This is a genomic window from Sagittula sp., from assembly GCF_052825245.1.
On record NZ_JBRBWD010000043.1, the window covers coordinates 16546 to 30836 of the forward strand.

General features: G+C 67.4%; 15 protein-coding genes. 5 read left to right on the plus strand and 10 right to left on the minus strand.

Annotated elements, in window-relative coordinates:
* Positions 1-15: 15 nt before the first annotated feature.
* Together ACU0DV_RS18920 and ACU0DV_RS18925 are read right to left on the minus strand one after the other, a co-directional pair.
* Entirely contained in the window at positions 16-375 is a 360-nt protein-coding gene (locus tag ACU0DV_RS18920) for a type II toxin-antitoxin system RelE/ParE family toxin (RefSeq protein WP_370313837.1), read from the minus strand.
* Positions 359-634, minus strand: a complete 276-nt coding sequence (locus tag ACU0DV_RS18925; protein ID WP_446240806.1) for a ribbon-helix-helix domain-containing protein — start codon at positions 632-634, stop codon at positions 359-361. Before ACU0DV_RS18925 ends, ACU0DV_RS18920 begins: the two co-directional genes overlap by 17 nt.
* A gap of 66 nt (positions 635-700) precedes the next feature.
* On the opposite strand from ACU0DV_RS18925, the gene ugpA reads away from it, so the two are divergent.
* The 3 genes from ugpA (at position 701) to ugpC (ending at position 3562) form a co-directional block, all read left to right on the plus strand.
* On the plus strand, positions 701-1582 hold the full coding sequence (gene ugpA, locus ACU0DV_RS18930; protein ID WP_100929649.1) for a sn-glycerol-3-phosphate ABC transporter permease UgpA: 882 nt from the start codon (positions 701-703) through the stop codon (positions 1580-1582).
* A 20-nt stretch (positions 1583-1602) separates the two neighbouring features.
* Complete coding sequence (gene ugpE, locus ACU0DV_RS18935; protein WP_446240818.1) at positions 1603-2439, plus strand: sn-glycerol-3-phosphate ABC transporter permease UgpE; 837 nt, start codon at positions 1603-1605, stop codon at positions 2437-2439.
* A gap of 121 nt (positions 2440-2560) precedes the next feature.
* Positions 2561-3562 (plus strand): sn-glycerol-3-phosphate ABC transporter ATP-binding protein UgpC, encoded by a 1002-nt coding sequence (gene ugpC / locus ACU0DV_RS18940; RefSeq protein WP_283980857.1) that lies wholly within the window; start codon positions 2561-2563, stop codon positions 3560-3562.
* A 10-nt stretch (positions 3563-3572) separates the two neighbouring features.
* Here the strand turns inward: ugpC and ACU0DV_RS18945 are convergent, their stop codons facing one another.
* The 4 genes from ACU0DV_RS18945 to ACU0DV_RS18960 form a co-directional block, all read right to left on the minus strand.
* The gene (locus tag ACU0DV_RS18945; protein ID WP_446240805.1) at positions 3573-4370 is read right to left on the minus strand and encodes an inositol monophosphatase family protein; all 798 of its coding nucleotides are present in this window, start codon (positions 4368-4370) and stop codon (positions 3573-3575) included.
* The gene (locus tag ACU0DV_RS18950) at positions 4367-5425 is read right to left on the minus strand and encodes an ABC transporter ATP-binding protein (protein ID WP_370313834.1); all 1059 of its coding nucleotides are present in this window, start codon (positions 5423-5425) and stop codon (positions 4367-4369) included. The genes ACU0DV_RS18945 and ACU0DV_RS18950 overlap by 4 nt, the downstream gene beginning before the upstream one ends.
* Positions 5422-7632 carry an ABC transporter permease gene (locus ACU0DV_RS18955; protein WP_446240804.1) on the minus strand — a complete coding sequence of 737 codons (2211 nt, stop codon included), beginning with the start codon at positions 7630-7632 and terminating at the stop codon, positions 5422-5424. The genes ACU0DV_RS18950 and ACU0DV_RS18955 overlap by 4 nt, the downstream gene beginning before the upstream one ends.
* Positions 7633-7713: 81 nt before the next feature.
* Complete coding sequence (locus ACU0DV_RS18960) at positions 7714-8736, minus strand: ABC transporter substrate-binding protein (protein WP_446240803.1); 1023 nt, start codon at positions 8734-8736, stop codon at positions 7714-7716.
* Positions 8737-8887: 151 nt separating this feature from the next.
* Here ACU0DV_RS18960 and ACU0DV_RS18965 point away from each other — a divergent pair, with 151 nt between their 5' ends.
* Positions 8888-9886: a LacI family DNA-binding transcriptional regulator gene (locus tag ACU0DV_RS18965; protein WP_283980862.1), complete on the plus strand. Its 999-nt coding sequence runs from the start codon at positions 8888-8890 to the stop codon at positions 9884-9886.
* Positions 9887-10210: 324 nt separating this feature from the next.
* Here the strand turns inward: ACU0DV_RS18965 and ACU0DV_RS18970 are convergent, their stop codons facing one another.
* Positions 10211-10840, minus strand: a complete 630-nt coding sequence (locus tag ACU0DV_RS18970; RefSeq protein WP_446240802.1) for a TetR/AcrR family transcriptional regulator — start codon at positions 10838-10840, stop codon at positions 10211-10213.
* A gap of 71 nt (positions 10841-10911) precedes the next feature.
* Here ACU0DV_RS18970 and ACU0DV_RS18975 point away from each other — a divergent pair, with 71 nt between their 5' ends.
* A complete protein-coding gene (locus ACU0DV_RS18975; protein ID WP_446240801.1) occupies positions 10912-11667 on the plus strand; it encodes an SDR family oxidoreductase in 756 nt (251 codons plus the stop codon).
* 37 nt (positions 11668-11704) lie between these two features.
* Here ACU0DV_RS18975 and ACU0DV_RS18980 read toward each other — a convergent pair whose 3' ends face one another.
* The 3 genes from ACU0DV_RS18980 to ACU0DV_RS18990 form a co-directional block, all read right to left on the minus strand.
* A complete protein-coding gene (locus ACU0DV_RS18980; RefSeq protein ID WP_446240800.1) occupies positions 11705-12931 on the minus strand; it encodes an AGE family epimerase/isomerase in 1227 nt (408 codons plus the stop codon).
* Positions 12932-13006: 75 nt separating this feature from the next.
* Positions 13007-14029, minus strand: coding sequence for a hydrogenase expression/formation protein HypE (gene hypE, locus ACU0DV_RS18985; RefSeq protein WP_446240799.1), 1023 nt, complete (start codon positions 14027-14029; stop codon positions 13007-13009).
* Between the two features lie 154 nt (positions 14030-14183).
* On the minus strand, positions 14184-14291 hold a 108-nt coding region (locus tag ACU0DV_RS18990; RefSeq protein WP_446273561.1), incomplete at its 5' end, for a hypothetical protein.

Consider the following 14291-nt stretch of genomic DNA (forward strand, 5'->3'; position numbering starts at 1 on the left):
CTGCCGGGAGGGGCCTTACGGGGCCTCTCCCTCCTCCCGCAACCGATTGAACATCCGGTCCAGATGATCCTGTCCGCCAAAGAATATCGCCTCGATCCGCAAGACCTCTGCGGGCTCGTCCAGCGTGAACCAGTAGACCGCGCGGTCGATGGTGACGTGGCGATAGGTGTGTCCGGCGATGGTGTGGCACGTGCCGCGATAGGGTGCCTTGGCCAATCGCGCAAAGCCAGCCTCGATGGCGAAGACACGCGCCCGCGACAATGCCTTGGCGTCCTTAAGGTCGTGCCCAAAGGCGCCATTCGACGCGATGAGATGGCGATAGATCCGGCGAAGATCATCCCGGGCGGCTTGGCCGACCTCAACGCTCCACGGCAAGCCTTGCGTCCTCTTCGTCGAGCATCTCTTCGACCATCACGTGGAACTCGTCCAACGACACATGCGGCCCCTCGGCGCGGCGCTTCAGTTCCTCGAAGAACCCGGCCTTCCACTCCTGGTATTCCTCGTCCTCGCGCCGCTTGGCTTCCAGCGCCTGCTGGATCACGGCAGAGGTCGAGGGAAAGCGGCCTTCTTCGACCTGCTTGCGGGCATAGGCGGCCTGCTGGTCGGTCAGGGAAATGGACATCTTGACGGTCATGGAAACATCCTCGCGCTTGCGCCTGCCCAAGAAGGTGCGACCTGGTCGTACCGGAGTCAATGACTGATGGAAAAACGCGTTACCTTCAAGGGCGTCTGGCTGCCCCTCCTGCTGGTCCTGCCGCAGATGGCGATCACGGCGGTCTTCTTCTTCTACCCCGCCGGGCAGGCGGTCTGGCAGTCGCTGTTCATCCCCGACCCCTTCGGCCTGTCGATGCAATGGGTGGGTCTGGGCAACTTCGAATACCTGCTGGGCGACCCGTACTACCGCGCATCCTTTGTCACGACGGCGGTGTTTTCCATCCTCGTGACGGTGGTGTCGATGGGGGTGGCGCTGTACCTCGCGGTGCTGGCCGACCGGCTGATCAAGGGGTCGGGCACCTACCGCACGCTGCTGATCTGGCCCTATGCCGTGGCCCCGGCTGTGGCGGGCGTCCTGTGGATGTTCATGTTCAACACCCGCGTCGGCGTGGTGACATGGTATCTGGGCCAGCTCGGCTATGACTGGAACCACGTCCTGAACGGGACGGAGGCGATGGGCCTTGTGGTCGTGGCCAGCGCCTGGGGGCGGATCAGCTACAACTTCCTGTTCTTCCTTGCCGGGCTGCAGGCCATTCCGCGCAGCGTGATCGAGGCGGCGGCCATCGACGGCGCGCGGTTCTGGACGCGCTTCCGCACCATCGTCTGGCCGCTGCTGAGCCCCACGACCTTCTTCCTGCTGGTGGTCAACATCATCTACGCCTTCTTCGAGACCTTCGGCGTGATCCACACCATAACCAGCGGCGGGCCACAGCAGGCGACCACGATCCTCGTCTACAAGGTCTATGCCGACGGCTTCGTCGGGCAGGACCTCGGGTCTTCGGCGGCGCAGTCCGTGATCCTCCTGGTGATCGTCGGCATCCTGACCGTCGTGCAGTTCCGGTTCATCGAGCGCAGGGTGCATTACTGATGGCTTCCGAACGCAACGGCATGGTCGAGAAACGCGGCGCGGGCCTGTGGCTGACCCACGCGGGGCTGATCCTCGGCATCCTCTTCATCTTCTTCCCGATCTGGCTGGCCTTCGTCGCCTCGAGCGTCAGCCAGCCGGAAATCGCCCGCCCGCCGATGCCGCTGCTGCCCGGCGACCAGTTCTGGGAGAATTATGCCAAGGCCCTGACCTCCGGCATCAACGCGCCGGTGGCGCTGATGCTGTTCAACTCGGCGGTCATGGCCATCGGCATCGCGGTGGGAAAGATCGTCATCTCGCTCCTGTCGGCCTTTGCCATCGTCTACTTCCGCTTCCCGGGCCGGCACCTGTTCTTCTGGCTGATCTTCCTGACGCTGATGCTGCCGGTCGAGGTGCGCATCGTGCCGACCTACGAGGTCGCCGCGAACTTCGGGATGCTGAACAGTTACAGCGGGCTGATCCTGCCGCTGATCGCCTCGGCCACGGCGACGTTCCTCTTCCGGCAGTTCTTCATGACCGTCCCGGACGAGCTGGCCGAGGCCGCCCGCGTCGACGGCGCGCGGCCCATGCGGTTCTTCTGGGACATCCTGCTGCCGATGAGCCGGACGAACATCGCCGCGCTCTTTGTCATTCTCTTCATCTACGGCTGGAACCAGTACCTCTGGCCGCTGCTCATCACCACCGATCCGTCGATGAACACCATCGTCATGGGCATCAAGCAGATGTTCCCCAGCGGAGACGACATCGCCGACTGGCCGGTCATCATGGCGACCTCGATCCTCGCCATGATCCCGCCGGTTCTGGTGGTAATCGGCATGCAGAAACTCTTCATCCGCGGCCTTGTGGACAGCGAGAAATGAGCCGGCTTTCCTTGGGAGAAAAGGGTGACCCCCGACCGCGGGTGACGCCCCCGCCCATGGAGGCAGCCGGGGGCTGCACGGCGTGCCGCCGGGCGGAACAGAACAACAGGACACAAGACCAATGGCGACGCTGACCCTCGACAACGTAAAGAAATCCTTCGGCAAGACCGAGGTCATCCACGGCGTCTCGATCGACGTGTCCGAAGGCGAGTTCATCGTGATCGTCGGCCCCTCGGGCTGCGGCAAGTCCACGCTGCTGCGCATGGTGGCGGGACTTGAGACGGTGACCTCCGGCGCGGTGCAGATCGACGGCAGGACGGTCAACGACGTGGAGCCGATGGACCGCGACATCGCCATGGTCTTCCAGAACTACGCGCTTTACCCGCACATGTCCGTCTTCGACAACATGGCCTACGGGCTGAAGATCGCGGGCACCCCGAAGGCGGAGATCGAGACCCGCGTGGCGCAGGCGGCGAAGATGCTGCAGCTTGAGCCCTACCTGAAGCGCAAGCCGCGCGAGCTGTCCGGCGGGCAGCGGCAGCGGGTCGCCATGGGCCGGGCCATCGTGCGCAAGCCTGCGGTCTTCCTGTTCGACGAGCCGCTCTCGAACCTCGACGCCAAGCTGCGCGTGCAGATGCGGCTGGAGATCAAGGCGCTGCAACGCGACCTCGGCGTCACGTCGCTTTATGTCACGCACGACCAGGTGGAGGCGATGACGCTGGCCGACCGGATGATCGTGATGAACGGTGGTGTGGCCGACCAGATCGGCGCGCCGCTTGAGGTCTACGCCAATCCCGCCACCGCCTTTGTCGCCGGGTTCATCGGCTCGCCGCCCACGAACTTCCTCGACCCCGCGCAGATCGGGCAGAGCGGCGAAGGCCAGGTCGGGATCCGCCCCGAACACATGCGCATCGCGCCCTCGGGCCGCCTGCCCGCCCATGTCGCATACGCGGAGGCGCTGGGGGCGGAGACACTCATTCACCTGCGCGGCGCTCAGGGCGACCTGCTGACAGTCCGGCAGGATGCCGCCAGCCCCATCCCGGAGGAAGGGGCCGACGTGTCGCTCGACTGGGATGCGGCGCAGGAGATGCGCTTTGACGCCAAGGGCCAGCGCATCCGCTGACCGGGCGGGGCTACCAGGCCTCCGAAGTGCCGAAGGCGCAGATCCGGGCCAATTCGTCGAAGGTGCCCGGCCCCGCGCCCATCACCGGCGCGGGTTTCGCGAAGTCCGGGCCGGTCGGGAAGGGCAGCACCCGGCCCCCGGCTTCGAGGATCAGCGCATAGGCAGCCATGCAGTCCCAGGCGGACATGCGCGGCTCGGCGTAGCCCACGAGCCGTCCCGCCGCGACCCAGGCCAGCATGAGCGCACCGGAGCCGTAGCGGGTCCAGGACGATCCGGCCTCCATCAGGTCGGCGAGCATTTGTCCCACCCGGTCGGAGGCGACGCGGTCGTTGGCCCCCACACCCAGCATCCCGGACCTCAGGTCGCCCGGCATCACCCGCATGGGCGCGCCGTTCAGCCGTGCGCCCTGCCCGCGCGCCGCGACGAAGACCTCGCCCAGCACCGGCGCGACGATCACCCCGAGAGCGGGCCCCTCGGCGTCGTGGCCGCCGATGGAAACGCACCAGCCCGGCAGGCCGTTGAGATAGGGCGCCGTGCCGTCGATCGGGTCGATGACCCAGGTGAAGCCCGAGGTGCCCTCCGACAGGCCGTGTTCCTCGCCCAGTTGCGCATCGTCGGGGAAGGCCGCCGTCAGGGCGTCGCGGATCAGCGTCTCGACGTTGCGGTCCGCCTCCGACACGAGGTCGGTGACATGGCGCTTGCGTTCGATCACCAGCGCGTCGCGCCGCAGGAAATAGTCCAGCGCAAGCGCGCCTGCATCGCTGGCCACGCGTTCGGCCACCGCCAGCCGTTCGGTCAGGGTGCTCATGCTGCACCCGGGATCAGGGCCAGACCGCGCGGGCGCAGGTCCAGGACCACGGGCGCGCCCACGGGCAGCGGCGTGTCGCTTTCGTCGTCGACCACGAAGATCCGCCCCAAAGCGCCGTCGATCTCGTATTCGACATGGTCGCCCAGGTAGGCCGAGGAGGCCACCGTGCCCGGCACACCCTCGCCGCCCGACCGGACCCGCGCCGCGTTCGAGCGCATGGCCAGCCGCGCCGGGCCTTCGCCCAGACCGCGCGCCGGCAGCGCGATCACCGCGCCGCCCACGTCCACCTGCGCCTCGTCCCCCGCGACCGAGAGCACGCGGCCCTCGACCACGTTCGCCTCGCCGATGAAATCCGCGATGAACTCCGACGCGGGCGCTTCGTACAGCTCGCGCGGGGAGCCCATCTGCGCCACGAGGCCCTCCTTCATCACCACGATCCGGTCGGAGACGGCCAGCGCCTCTTCCTGGTCGTGGGTCACGTACACCGCCGTGAAGCCCAGCCGCTGCTGCAACTCGCGGATTTCCGTCCGCACGCGGCGGCGCAGGCGGGCGTCGAGGTTGGAGAGCGGCTCGTCCAGCAAGAGCACCTGCGGTTCCAGCACCAGCGCACGCGCCACGGCCACCCGTTGCTGCTGGCCGCCGGACAGTTCGGCGGGCAGCCGGGCGCCCAGCCCTTCGAGCCCCACCAGTGCCAGCGCGTCGGCGGCACGTTCCCGCGCCTCGGGCGCCTTCATGCCGCCGGATTCCAGCCCGTAGGCCACGTTCTGCGCCACCGTCATGTGCGGGAACAGCGCGTAGCTCTGGAACACCATGGACACGTCCCGCCGGTCCGCCGGCAGCCGCGTCACGTCCTGCCCGCCGATCAGGATCTGCCCGGCGGTCGGACTTTCCAGCCCCGCCAGCATCCTGAGCGTCGTCGTCTTGCCGCAGCCCGAGGGGCCAAGCAGCGTCACCAGTTCCCCCGGCTCGATCGACAACGACAGGTCGGGGATCGCCGTGAACTGGCCGAACTTCTTGGATACGTTGCGGAATTCAACCGCGCCTCTGGTCTTCATGCGTTGGCTTCCCGTGTTGCGGCCTCGGCCTTCAAGGACTGTTTCATTTCCCGCCGCCCGATCCGCCGCTCACCAACCAGAAGCTGGAAGCCACCGATCACGGTGATCATCACGAGGATCAGGACAGAGGAATAGGCGATGGCGATGCCGTATTCGCCGTTCTCGACAAGGCCCACGATGTAGGCCGTCGCCATGTTGTACTTTGCGCTGACAAGGAAGATCACCGCCGAGATCGAGGTGATCGCCCGCACGAAGCTGTAGACCAGCGCGGCGAGGATCGCGGGCCGCATCAGGGGCAGGATGACCTTGCGCATGGTCCGCCCCGATCCGGCCCCCAGCGTCAGCGACGCCTCGTCGAGCGAGCCGTCGAGCTGCGCCATGGCCGCCACGCCGCCACGCACGCCGACCGGCATGTTGCGGAAGACGAAGCAGGCGATGAGGATCGCGGCGGTGCCGGTCATCTGAAGCGGCGGCAGGTTGAAGGCCATGATGTAGCTGATGCCGATGACCGTGCCAGGGATGGCAAAGCTCATCATCAGCGCGAACTCGAAGACCGACCGTCCCGGGAACCGCTGCCGTACGATCAGCCATGCGGTCAGCAGGCCCACTGCGGCGGTCAGCGGCGCGGCGATCAGCGCGATCTCCATCGTCGTCCAGAAGCTGTTCCAGGCGACGCCGGTCCAGGCGATCCCGTCCGAGAGCGACACGCCGAAGGCGCGGATGTAGTGTTCCAGCGTCAGCGAGTGGTCGAGGCCCCAGGTCTTCACGAAGCCGCCGAAGAGGATCATCGCGTAGACGGTGATGGTGAAGAGCGCCCATGCCACCGCGATGGTCACCACCGGCCAGGCGACGCGGCGCGGCAGCAGCGCGTGGCGCCCGCCGTCGCCCTTGCCGGTCACGGTCGCGTAGTTTCGCCCCGAGAGCCAGAACCGCTGCGCCAGGAAGGCCGAGAGCGTGAACACCAAGAGGACGGAGGCCAGCACGGCGGCCCTTGCCGGATCGTTCTGCGCGCCGACCACGGCAAAGAAGATCTCGGTCGACAGCACGCCGCCCGAGCCGCCCAGCACCAGCGGGTTGCCGAAGTCGGCCATCGATTCGATGAACCCTATCAGGAAGGCATTCGCCAGCCCCGGCGCCATGAGCGGCAGGGACACCTTGCGGAAGGTGCGCCAGCGGTCCGAGCGGAGCGTCTGCGACGCCTCCTCCATCGAGGGCGAGATGCCCTCGACCACGCCGATCAGCACGAGGAAGGAGATCGGGGTGAAGGACAGCATCTGCGCGATCCAGATGCCGGTCAGGCCGTAAAGCCAGCGGCCCAGTTCCCAGCCCGTCGCCAGTTCGATCCATTGCGTCAGCGTGCCTTGGCGGCCCAGCAGCATGGTCAGCGCGAGGCCCACCACGAAGGGCGGCGTGATGATCGGCAGCACGGTCAGCAGGCGCAGGGATTTCTTGAACCGGAAGCCGGTGCGCGTCGCGACCAGCGCGAACACGAGACCCAGCAGCGTCGTCCCTGTCGCCGTGCAGACGGCAAGGAAGAAGGTTCGCCAGGCCACGCCGCAGTTGCCGCCCCAAAGGCAGGCCAGCGACCAGATCTTCGGGTCGAAGATGTTGTTCTGCACGCCCTCGGTGGTGAACGATCCGTCGAAGTCCTGGAACGCGCCGGTAAACATCGACACCAGCGGATAGAAGACGAAGACACCGACCAGGAGCACCAGAAGCGTGATCGCGCCGAGGACGAAGGCGTCGCCCTTCAGCGCGCCGCGTTCCGCGGCACCGAAGGCCACGAACAGCGCGAAGACGCAGCCCAGGACAACCGCCCCGGCGCCGAAGGCCTGCTGGCCCGCGACCTCTCCGAACGTGGTTTCCAGAAGGCCCCAGTTCCAGCCGCGCAGGCCCACCGAAAGGCCCTCGACCAGCAGCCAGACCAGTCCGGCCACGCCGATGCCGGCCAGCGCCCTGCCCCGCACACCCGGCGCCTGTCCGAGCCGCAGCCACACCGCCAGCGCAAAGAGCACCAGCACCGGCCAGAGCTGCCAGCGCCCGTCGATCGCCTGGAACAGGCCGGGCCAGAGCTTGTCCGACCCGGCGATGTCGCCGAGCCATTCAAAGCCGAAGAACCCCTGGCGCACGCGGTACCAGGGCAGGGCGACGAGCGCGATCAGCCCCGCCGCAAGGATCAGGTCGAGCCTGCGGTTGTCTCTGTTCATCTCGATGTCCGGAAGCGTCAGGAGAGGGGTCAGGGGATGCGCGCGCCATGGCCCGCGCATCCCCGGTCCGCAAGGGACGGCTTATTGCAGCGGCAGGCTGCCGATCTCCTGATCCCAGCGGGACAGCAGTTCCTTGCGCCGTTCCGCGCTGCCGAATTCGGCGAAGTCGTAGTCGATCAGCTTGATCTTCGACAGGTCGGGCGCTTCCTTCGGCGGGGTGGCCGAAGCGTTCGACGGGATCTGGAAGGACCCTGCCTCCGGCATCATGTTCTGCACCTCCGCTGTCAGCACCCAGTCGTAGAACACCTTGGCGGAGTCCTCGTTCTGCGCGCCCTCGATCAGCGACATGGACCCGATCTCGTAGCCGGTGCCCTCGCAGGGGGAGCCGACCTCGACCGGGAAGCCTTCGACCGCCTGTGCGACGGCGTCATGCTGGAACACGATGCCAAGGCCCGTTTCGCCGCGCGCTGCGGCCTTCACCGGGGCGGAGCCGGACTTCGTGTACTGCGAGACGTTGGCGTGCATCTTCTTGAGGAACTCGAACGCCTCGTCCTCGCCCATGATCTGCACCAGCGTCGCGAGCGTGGTGTAGGCCGTGCCCGAGGAGTTCGGGTCGGCGATCTGGATCTCGCCCTTCAGCGCGGGGTCGAGCAGGTCGGACCAGCACTCCGGCGCCTTGATGCCCTTCTCGGCGAAGATGTCCTTGTTGTAGCCCCAGCCGAGCGCGCCGGAATAGACGCCCACGGTGTGATACTCCGAGGTTTCCGCCTGGCCCTGCGCCCAGTCCTGCAGCTCTTCCAGCATGGGCGACTTGTATTCCGCGGTCAGCCCGTCGTGGGCGGCCTGCAGGTGCGGGTCGCCGGTGCCACCCCACCACAGGTCGGTCTGCGGGTTGCGACCCTCGGCCCGGACCTTGGCATAGGCCTCGCCCGAGGACAGGCGCACCATGTTCACGTCGATGTCGGAATGGCTGGCCTCGAACTCGCTCACCAGCTTTTCGCAGATCACCACGTCGGCCGAGCAGATCAGGTTCAGCTCTGCGGCCATCGCGCCCGCGGGCAGGAAAGCCGCGCCCCCAATCAGGGCGTATTTCAAAGTCTTCATATCATCCTCCCTAGTTCCCGGCGGTTACCGGGCCGGGTGCTTTGCACACCTGTGCATCAGGTTGTCGGCCGAATCGCCAGTTGTCAAGAAACCTTCACAAAACTATGGTTGCCTGGCCGGGGCTCGGGGGCTGCACAGGATTGCAATGAACATGACGAAACGACAGGTCAGCGCCCGGGACGTGGCCGAGCTTGCCGGTGTTTCCCGCACCGCCGTGTCGCGCGCGTTCACGCCCGGCGCCTCGGTAGCCAAGGAGACCCGCGCCCGGATCGAGGCGGCGGCAGAGCAGCTTGGCTACCAGGTCAACCACCTGGCGCGGGGGCTGATCACCTCCAACACCGGACTGGTCGCGCTGATCGCCGCCGAGATGAACACCCCCTACCGTTCTGCCCTGCTGGCCGCGCTGACCGAACAGCTTCAGGCGGCGGGCAAGGTGGGCCTGCTGATCAACACCGACCGGTCCGACGACAGCGTCGCGCAGGCGCTGCGGCAGGCCATCGCCTATCGCACCGACGCCGCCATCGTGCTGTCGGGGATGCCCGACATGTCGCTGGCCGAGACCTGCCGCCGCAACGGCATGAAACTCGTGCTCATCAACCGCGACGAGGAGCGGCCCGGTTCGCTGATGATCCGGCTGGAGGATGCCAATGCCGGACGGCAGGCCTTTGCGGCGCTGGCGGCGGCGGGCTGTCGCCGGATCGCGCTGGCCAATTCCTGCGCCGGGACCGCCAGCCTGGAGGACCGCGCCGCGGGTTTCCGGCAGGCCGCGGCAGCGGCAGGCGTCGCGATCACGGAGGCGGCAGTCGGCCCCACCTCCTACCAGACGGGCCTCGACCTCGGGACACGGCTGCTCACGCAGGGCGAACGGCCCGACGGCATCTTCTGCACCACCGACCTGATCGCCTGCGGGGTCATGGACGCGGCACGCACGCGCTTCCGGCTGGAAGTGCCGAAGGACGTCTCTGTCATCGGGTTCGACGACATCGAGCAGGCGGGATGGGAATCCTACAGCCTGACCACCTTCCGCCAACCGATCCGCGACATCGCCCGCGCGGCGCTTGGCGCGCTCGACAGCACGCCCGGCGACGGCACGCCCACCAGCGTCACGCTGCCGGTCAACATGATCTGGCGCAGCTCGATCCGGCGCTGACCGCCCGCTGTAACCGGAACTGGTTCATGGCCCTGTCCGAAGTGCGCCAAGGGGAATACACGAGCACGATAATTACCTGAAATATAATTCTTTTCAGGATCCGTTCTCCGAAGTCCCCACCCGCGGGCCCGCATTGGTTTCCGCGCGCATGCCTGCGAGGCGCCTACTCGCAATCGGGGCTTCGGAGGGACGGGAACATGACCAAACCGACCGAACGGTTCGCGGAAGTCGTCGAGCCACAGTCAAAGGGTATGTCACCCGGGACGACGAATTGCCCGGTTTCGGTCTTCGCGTCCAACCGAATACTTCAGTCTTCCGAGGCCGCTATTGCTGCGCCGCGACGATATAGACGCGGCAGGCGCGCGGCAGTTCCTGGCGCAGGCGGGACAGATTCTCCGGCGAGGCCGCAGCATCGAGGACCATGCGCACCGACCCGCCGATCATCACCGCCAGCATGAAGGCCACCGCATCGCGGTCGGCAAAACGCGCGTCGGGCGCCGTCGCCAGCAGGCTCGAGAATTCCCCGGCCATCTGCCTGAGTACCCGCCCCATGCTGGCCTGCAGGTCGAATTCGGCGGCAATGCCATACAGCGTCTGGAACGCTTCGGAGTCGGAGGTCTTGGCATTGAGCCAGGCGAGGGCAAGCCCTTCGGCTATCGTCTCCGCGTCCCGCCCGCGCAACTGCTCGGCGGCGGCCAGCATGAAATCGGTAACGGTTCCAAGCTGCTTTTCGACCAAGGCAAACAGCAGCGCCTGCTTGTGGGGATAATATTGATACATCGTGCCGATGGAAACGCCGGCTCGTTCGGCAACCCGCGCTGTCGTCAGCCGCGCGACACCTTCGGAAATCAAAACCTGAATAGTGGCCGTGTGGATGGCCTCCAGGGTCGCGGCTGAACGCGCCTGTTGCGGTGCTTTTCTGGGCTTGAGGCGCGACGGGTTGGGACGATTCATAATGCGATTACCAAAGCTGAGGGAACCCTCATATATTACACACAGACACCATCGACACCAAGGATAATCAGATGCCCACAGTCCTCATCACCGGCTGCTCGACCGGCTTCGGTCGCGAGACCGCCCTGTATTTCATTGAAAAGGGCTGGACCGTCTTCGCCACCATGCGCAATCCCGCCGCCAACACGATGCCTGCGTCCGAGCGTCTCCATGTTGTGCCGCTCGACGTGACGGACGCAAATTCCATTGCCGACGCGATTGCGCAGGCCGGACAGATCGACGTCCTCGTCAACAACGCCGGCATCGGCTGGTTCAACGCCCTCGAAGGCACGCCGCTCGATACGGCACGCGAGGTGTTTGAGACCAACCTGTTCGGAACGATTGCGATGATGCAGGCCGTGCTTCCGGCCATGCGCGAACGCCGGTCCGGCACCATCGTCAACGTGGCGTCCAGCACGATCTACGTGCCGCTTCCGTTGCTTGCGGTTTATCGGGCAAGCAAGGCCGCTGTCGTCGCGATGACGGAATCTGCCGCCGGTGAGTTGGCCCAGTTCGATATCAGGGCAAGGGTCGTGGTTCCCGGCCTCGCGCCCGCGACAAATTTTGCGGCCAATATCCAGGAACGCGTCGCCAGGGGCGGCTGGTTCCCTCCGGCCTATGCCGATTTCGCGCAGAAATCGCTTGCCGCGCTGCAGGCCCATCCCCCGGAAGAGACGACCAGCGCATCCGAAGTTGCCGAGGCGATTTTCCGTTCCGCGACCGAGGAGGACTGCCCCACTGTTCTGCCGGCAGGCCCGGACGCGGTGGCAGGGGCGGCGAAACAGTAGACGGTACCATCCGGCGGGGCTGCACCGCTGGCCCCGCCTACAGCGTGCCCAGCCCTTCGACCTGCCGCGACAGCCTCGGCGCCAGCGGGTAAAGCTCCGCCTGCAGCGCGTGGTAGATGTCCGGCTTGCCGGTGAACTGGCGGCCCTCCGGCGCGCCGTCGTCGTCGAGCTCCGGATACCAGCCGCCCCGGTCGTGATCGACGAAGCGTGCGTCGGCAAACCGCCAGAGCCTGCGATACCAGGTCTCGTCGCCGTCGCGGCCCTCCAGCTTCAGCAGGCTCGCCAGCGCGCAGATGCCTTCGGTCACCGGCCACCAGTAGCGGTCGCCGATGTCCACCTCGCCGCCCGGTTTCAGCGTGTAGGCGAGGCCGCCGTCGACCCGCCAGGCGTCGATCAGCGCGGTCTCCGCCAGCCGCCGGGCACGCTCCGGCGCGTCGCCCGCGGGCCGTCCCGCCAGGTCCCAGTGCTGCAGCAGCAGCCGCGCCAGTTCCAGCGAATGGCCGGGCGTGGTGCCCGCCGGGCGGAACATCGGGTCGCCCGCGTACTCCGGATCGACCTGCCAATCCTCGGTGTAATGCTCGGGCACCCGCCAGCCGTTGGCGCGCGGCATCCGGTTGGTAAAGACCTCCAGCACCCGGCCCGCCCGCTCCAGCCAGTGTGCATCGCCCGTGACCTCGAAGGCCGCCAGCATCGCCTCGACCGAATGCATGTTCGCGTTCATGCCGCGATAGGTGGAGATCGGCTGCCAGTCGCGCGCGAACTCCTCCCGGTGGAGGCCCGCCGCCTCGTCCCAGTAGTGCCGGTCCAGCACCTCCGCAACATCGGCCATCAGCCGGTCGGCATCCGGGTGCCCGGCGAGCTTCGCGCTCGACGCCGCCAGCAGGACGAAGACATGGCCATAGGCCAGTTTCAGACCGTCATGGACACCGGTCTCATCGACCGACCACAGGTAGCCGCCGTGCTGCGCATCGCGGTGCCGGGTCAAAAGGAAGGCCATCCCCGCATCGATCATCCGGTCCGCGCCGGGGTGGCCGATGGCCCGGCCCAGCACGTAGGAATGCACCATGCGCGTCGTGTAGTGCAGCTCCTGCCCGGCGCGCGGCAGGGGTGTGCCGTCATGGTCCAGCACGTCGAACCCGCCGTCGCCCCGCAACGTGCCGTCGAAGAACCGCAACTGACGCCGCGCATTCTCCATAAGATACGCGCGGTGCACCGGGTCCTGCAGCCAGCGCCCAGCGCCCGCCGGATCGGAAATCTGTGACATCTCGGAAAGTCCCCCAGCCCTCGGCGGTGATGCTCTCCGACAGGTATGGCAAGCGACGGCCCGCGCGACAATCCCTCAGCAGATGCGCGGCAACTGCTCGCCCACCAGCATGTCGACGATCCGGCTGCCACCAAAGAGCGTGCGCATGGTGACCCGGCCCGGCGGCCCGTCCAGCGCGCGGCCCACCTGCACGGCGCCCCGCCCCTCCGGCAAGGCCCGCATCGCGGCGAGCGCCGCCTGCGCCTCGTTCTCCGGGACGAAGATCACCAGCGTTCCCTCGTTGGCGAGGTACAGAGGGTCGAGCCCGAGGATCTCGCACATCCCCTTCACCTCGTCCCTGAGCGGCAGCGCGTCCTCGTCGATCTCCACCGCCACACCCGCCGCTCCGGCGATCTCGTTCAGCGCCGAGGCCATACCGCCCCGCGTCGCATCCCGGCAGGCCCGCGCGTTGGGCGCCGCCGCCAGCACCGCCTCCATCAGGTGCCCCAGCCCCTGGCAGTCCGAGACGATGTCGGTCGACAGCGCCATGTCGCCCCGCGCCGCAAGGATCGCCGCACCATGGTCGCCCAGCACCCCGTTCACCAGCACCGCGTCGCCGGGGCGCACATGCTCGGCTGCAAGGTCGCGGCCCGGCGGGATCACCCCCACGCCCGAGGTCGTGACAAACACCTTGTCCGCCGAGCCGCGCCCCACGACCTTCGTGTCGCCGGTGACGATGCGCACCCCGGCATTCTCCGCCTCGTGCTGCATCGACGCCACGATCCGCCGCAACAGCGCCACCTCGCAGCCTTCCTCGATGATGAAGGCCGCCGACAGCCAGAGCGGCCGCGCGCCACCCACCGCAAGGTCGTTCACCGTGCCGCAGACCGCGATCTTGCCGATGTCGCCGCCGGGAAACTCCACCGGATCGACGACGAAGCTGTCGGTGGTGAAGGCCAGCCGCGCCCCCGGCGCACACAGCGCCTCCGACACCAGCCGCGCCTGATCCTCCATGCCCGGCGGCTGGAAGACGGCGGTGAACACCTCCTCGATCAGGTCCCGCATCGCCTTGCCGCCGCCGCCATGCGCCAGCGTCACCCGCGTGTCTCTCAAAGCCATGTCCTGCCTTCCCTGTCCCCGCCCGCATCCGGGGGCGCCCGCGGGGGCCAGAACCGCCCCCGCCCCTTCATCTTGGTCCAAATACCTCGGAGGGGGTCCGGGGGAGGCAGCGCCTCCCCCGGCGGATCGCCGGGCGCCAGCCCGGCGAAACCCCTCATTCCGCCGGTTCCGCCGCCCGGGCGCCGCCGTACTGGTAGTAGGCCGCGCAGGCCCCTTCCGAACTCACCATCAGCGCCCCCAGCGGCATCTCCGGGGTGCAGCC

Coding starts and splice junctions, on each gene's coding strand:
- hypE (WP_446240799.1), bottom strand. CDS start 14,029: ATGGCTTTGAGAGACACGCGGGTGACGCTGGCGCATGGCGGCGGCGGC.
- ACU0DV_RS18950 (WP_370313834.1), bottom strand. CDS start 5,425: ATGAAGACCAGAGGCGCGGTTGAATTCCGCAACGTATCCAAGAAGTTC.
- ACU0DV_RS18975 (WP_446240801.1), top strand. CDS start 10,912: ATGCCCACAGTCCTCATCACCGGCTGCTCGACCGGCTTCGGTCGCGAG.
- ugpA (WP_100929649.1), top strand. CDS start 701: ATGGAAAAACGCGTTACCTTCAAGGGCGTCTGGCTGCCCCTCCTGCTG.
- ACU0DV_RS18965 (WP_283980862.1), top strand. CDS start 8,888: ATGACGAAACGACAGGTCAGCGCCCGGGACGTGGCCGAGCTTGCCGGT.
- ACU0DV_RS18960 (WP_446240803.1), bottom strand. CDS start 8,736: ATGAAGACTTTGAAATACGCCCTGATTGGGGGCGCGGCTTTCCTGCCC.
- ACU0DV_RS18945 (WP_446240805.1), bottom strand. CDS start 4,370: ATGAGCACCCTGACCGAACGGCTGGCGGTGGCCGAACGCGTGGCCAGC.
- ugpC (WP_283980857.1), top strand. CDS start 2,561: ATGGCGACGCTGACCCTCGACAACGTAAAGAAATCCTTCGGCAAGACC.
- ACU0DV_RS18925 (WP_446240806.1), bottom strand. CDS start 634: ATGACCGTCAAGATGTCCATTTCCCTGACCGACCAGCAGGCCGCCTAT.
- ACU0DV_RS18955 (WP_446240804.1), bottom strand. CDS start 7,632: ATGAACAGAGACAACCGCAGGCTCGACCTGATCCTTGCGGCGGGGCTG.
- ugpE (WP_446240818.1), top strand. CDS start 1,603: ATGGTCGAGAAACGCGGCGCGGGCCTGTGGCTGACCCACGCGGGGCTG.
- ACU0DV_RS18980 (WP_446240800.1), bottom strand. CDS start 12,931: ATGTCACAGATTTCCGATCCGGCGGGCGCTGGGCGCTGGCTGCAGGAC.
- ACU0DV_RS18970 (WP_446240802.1), bottom strand. CDS start 10,840: ATGAATCGTCCCAACCCGTCGCGCCTCAAGCCCAGAAAAGCACCGCAA.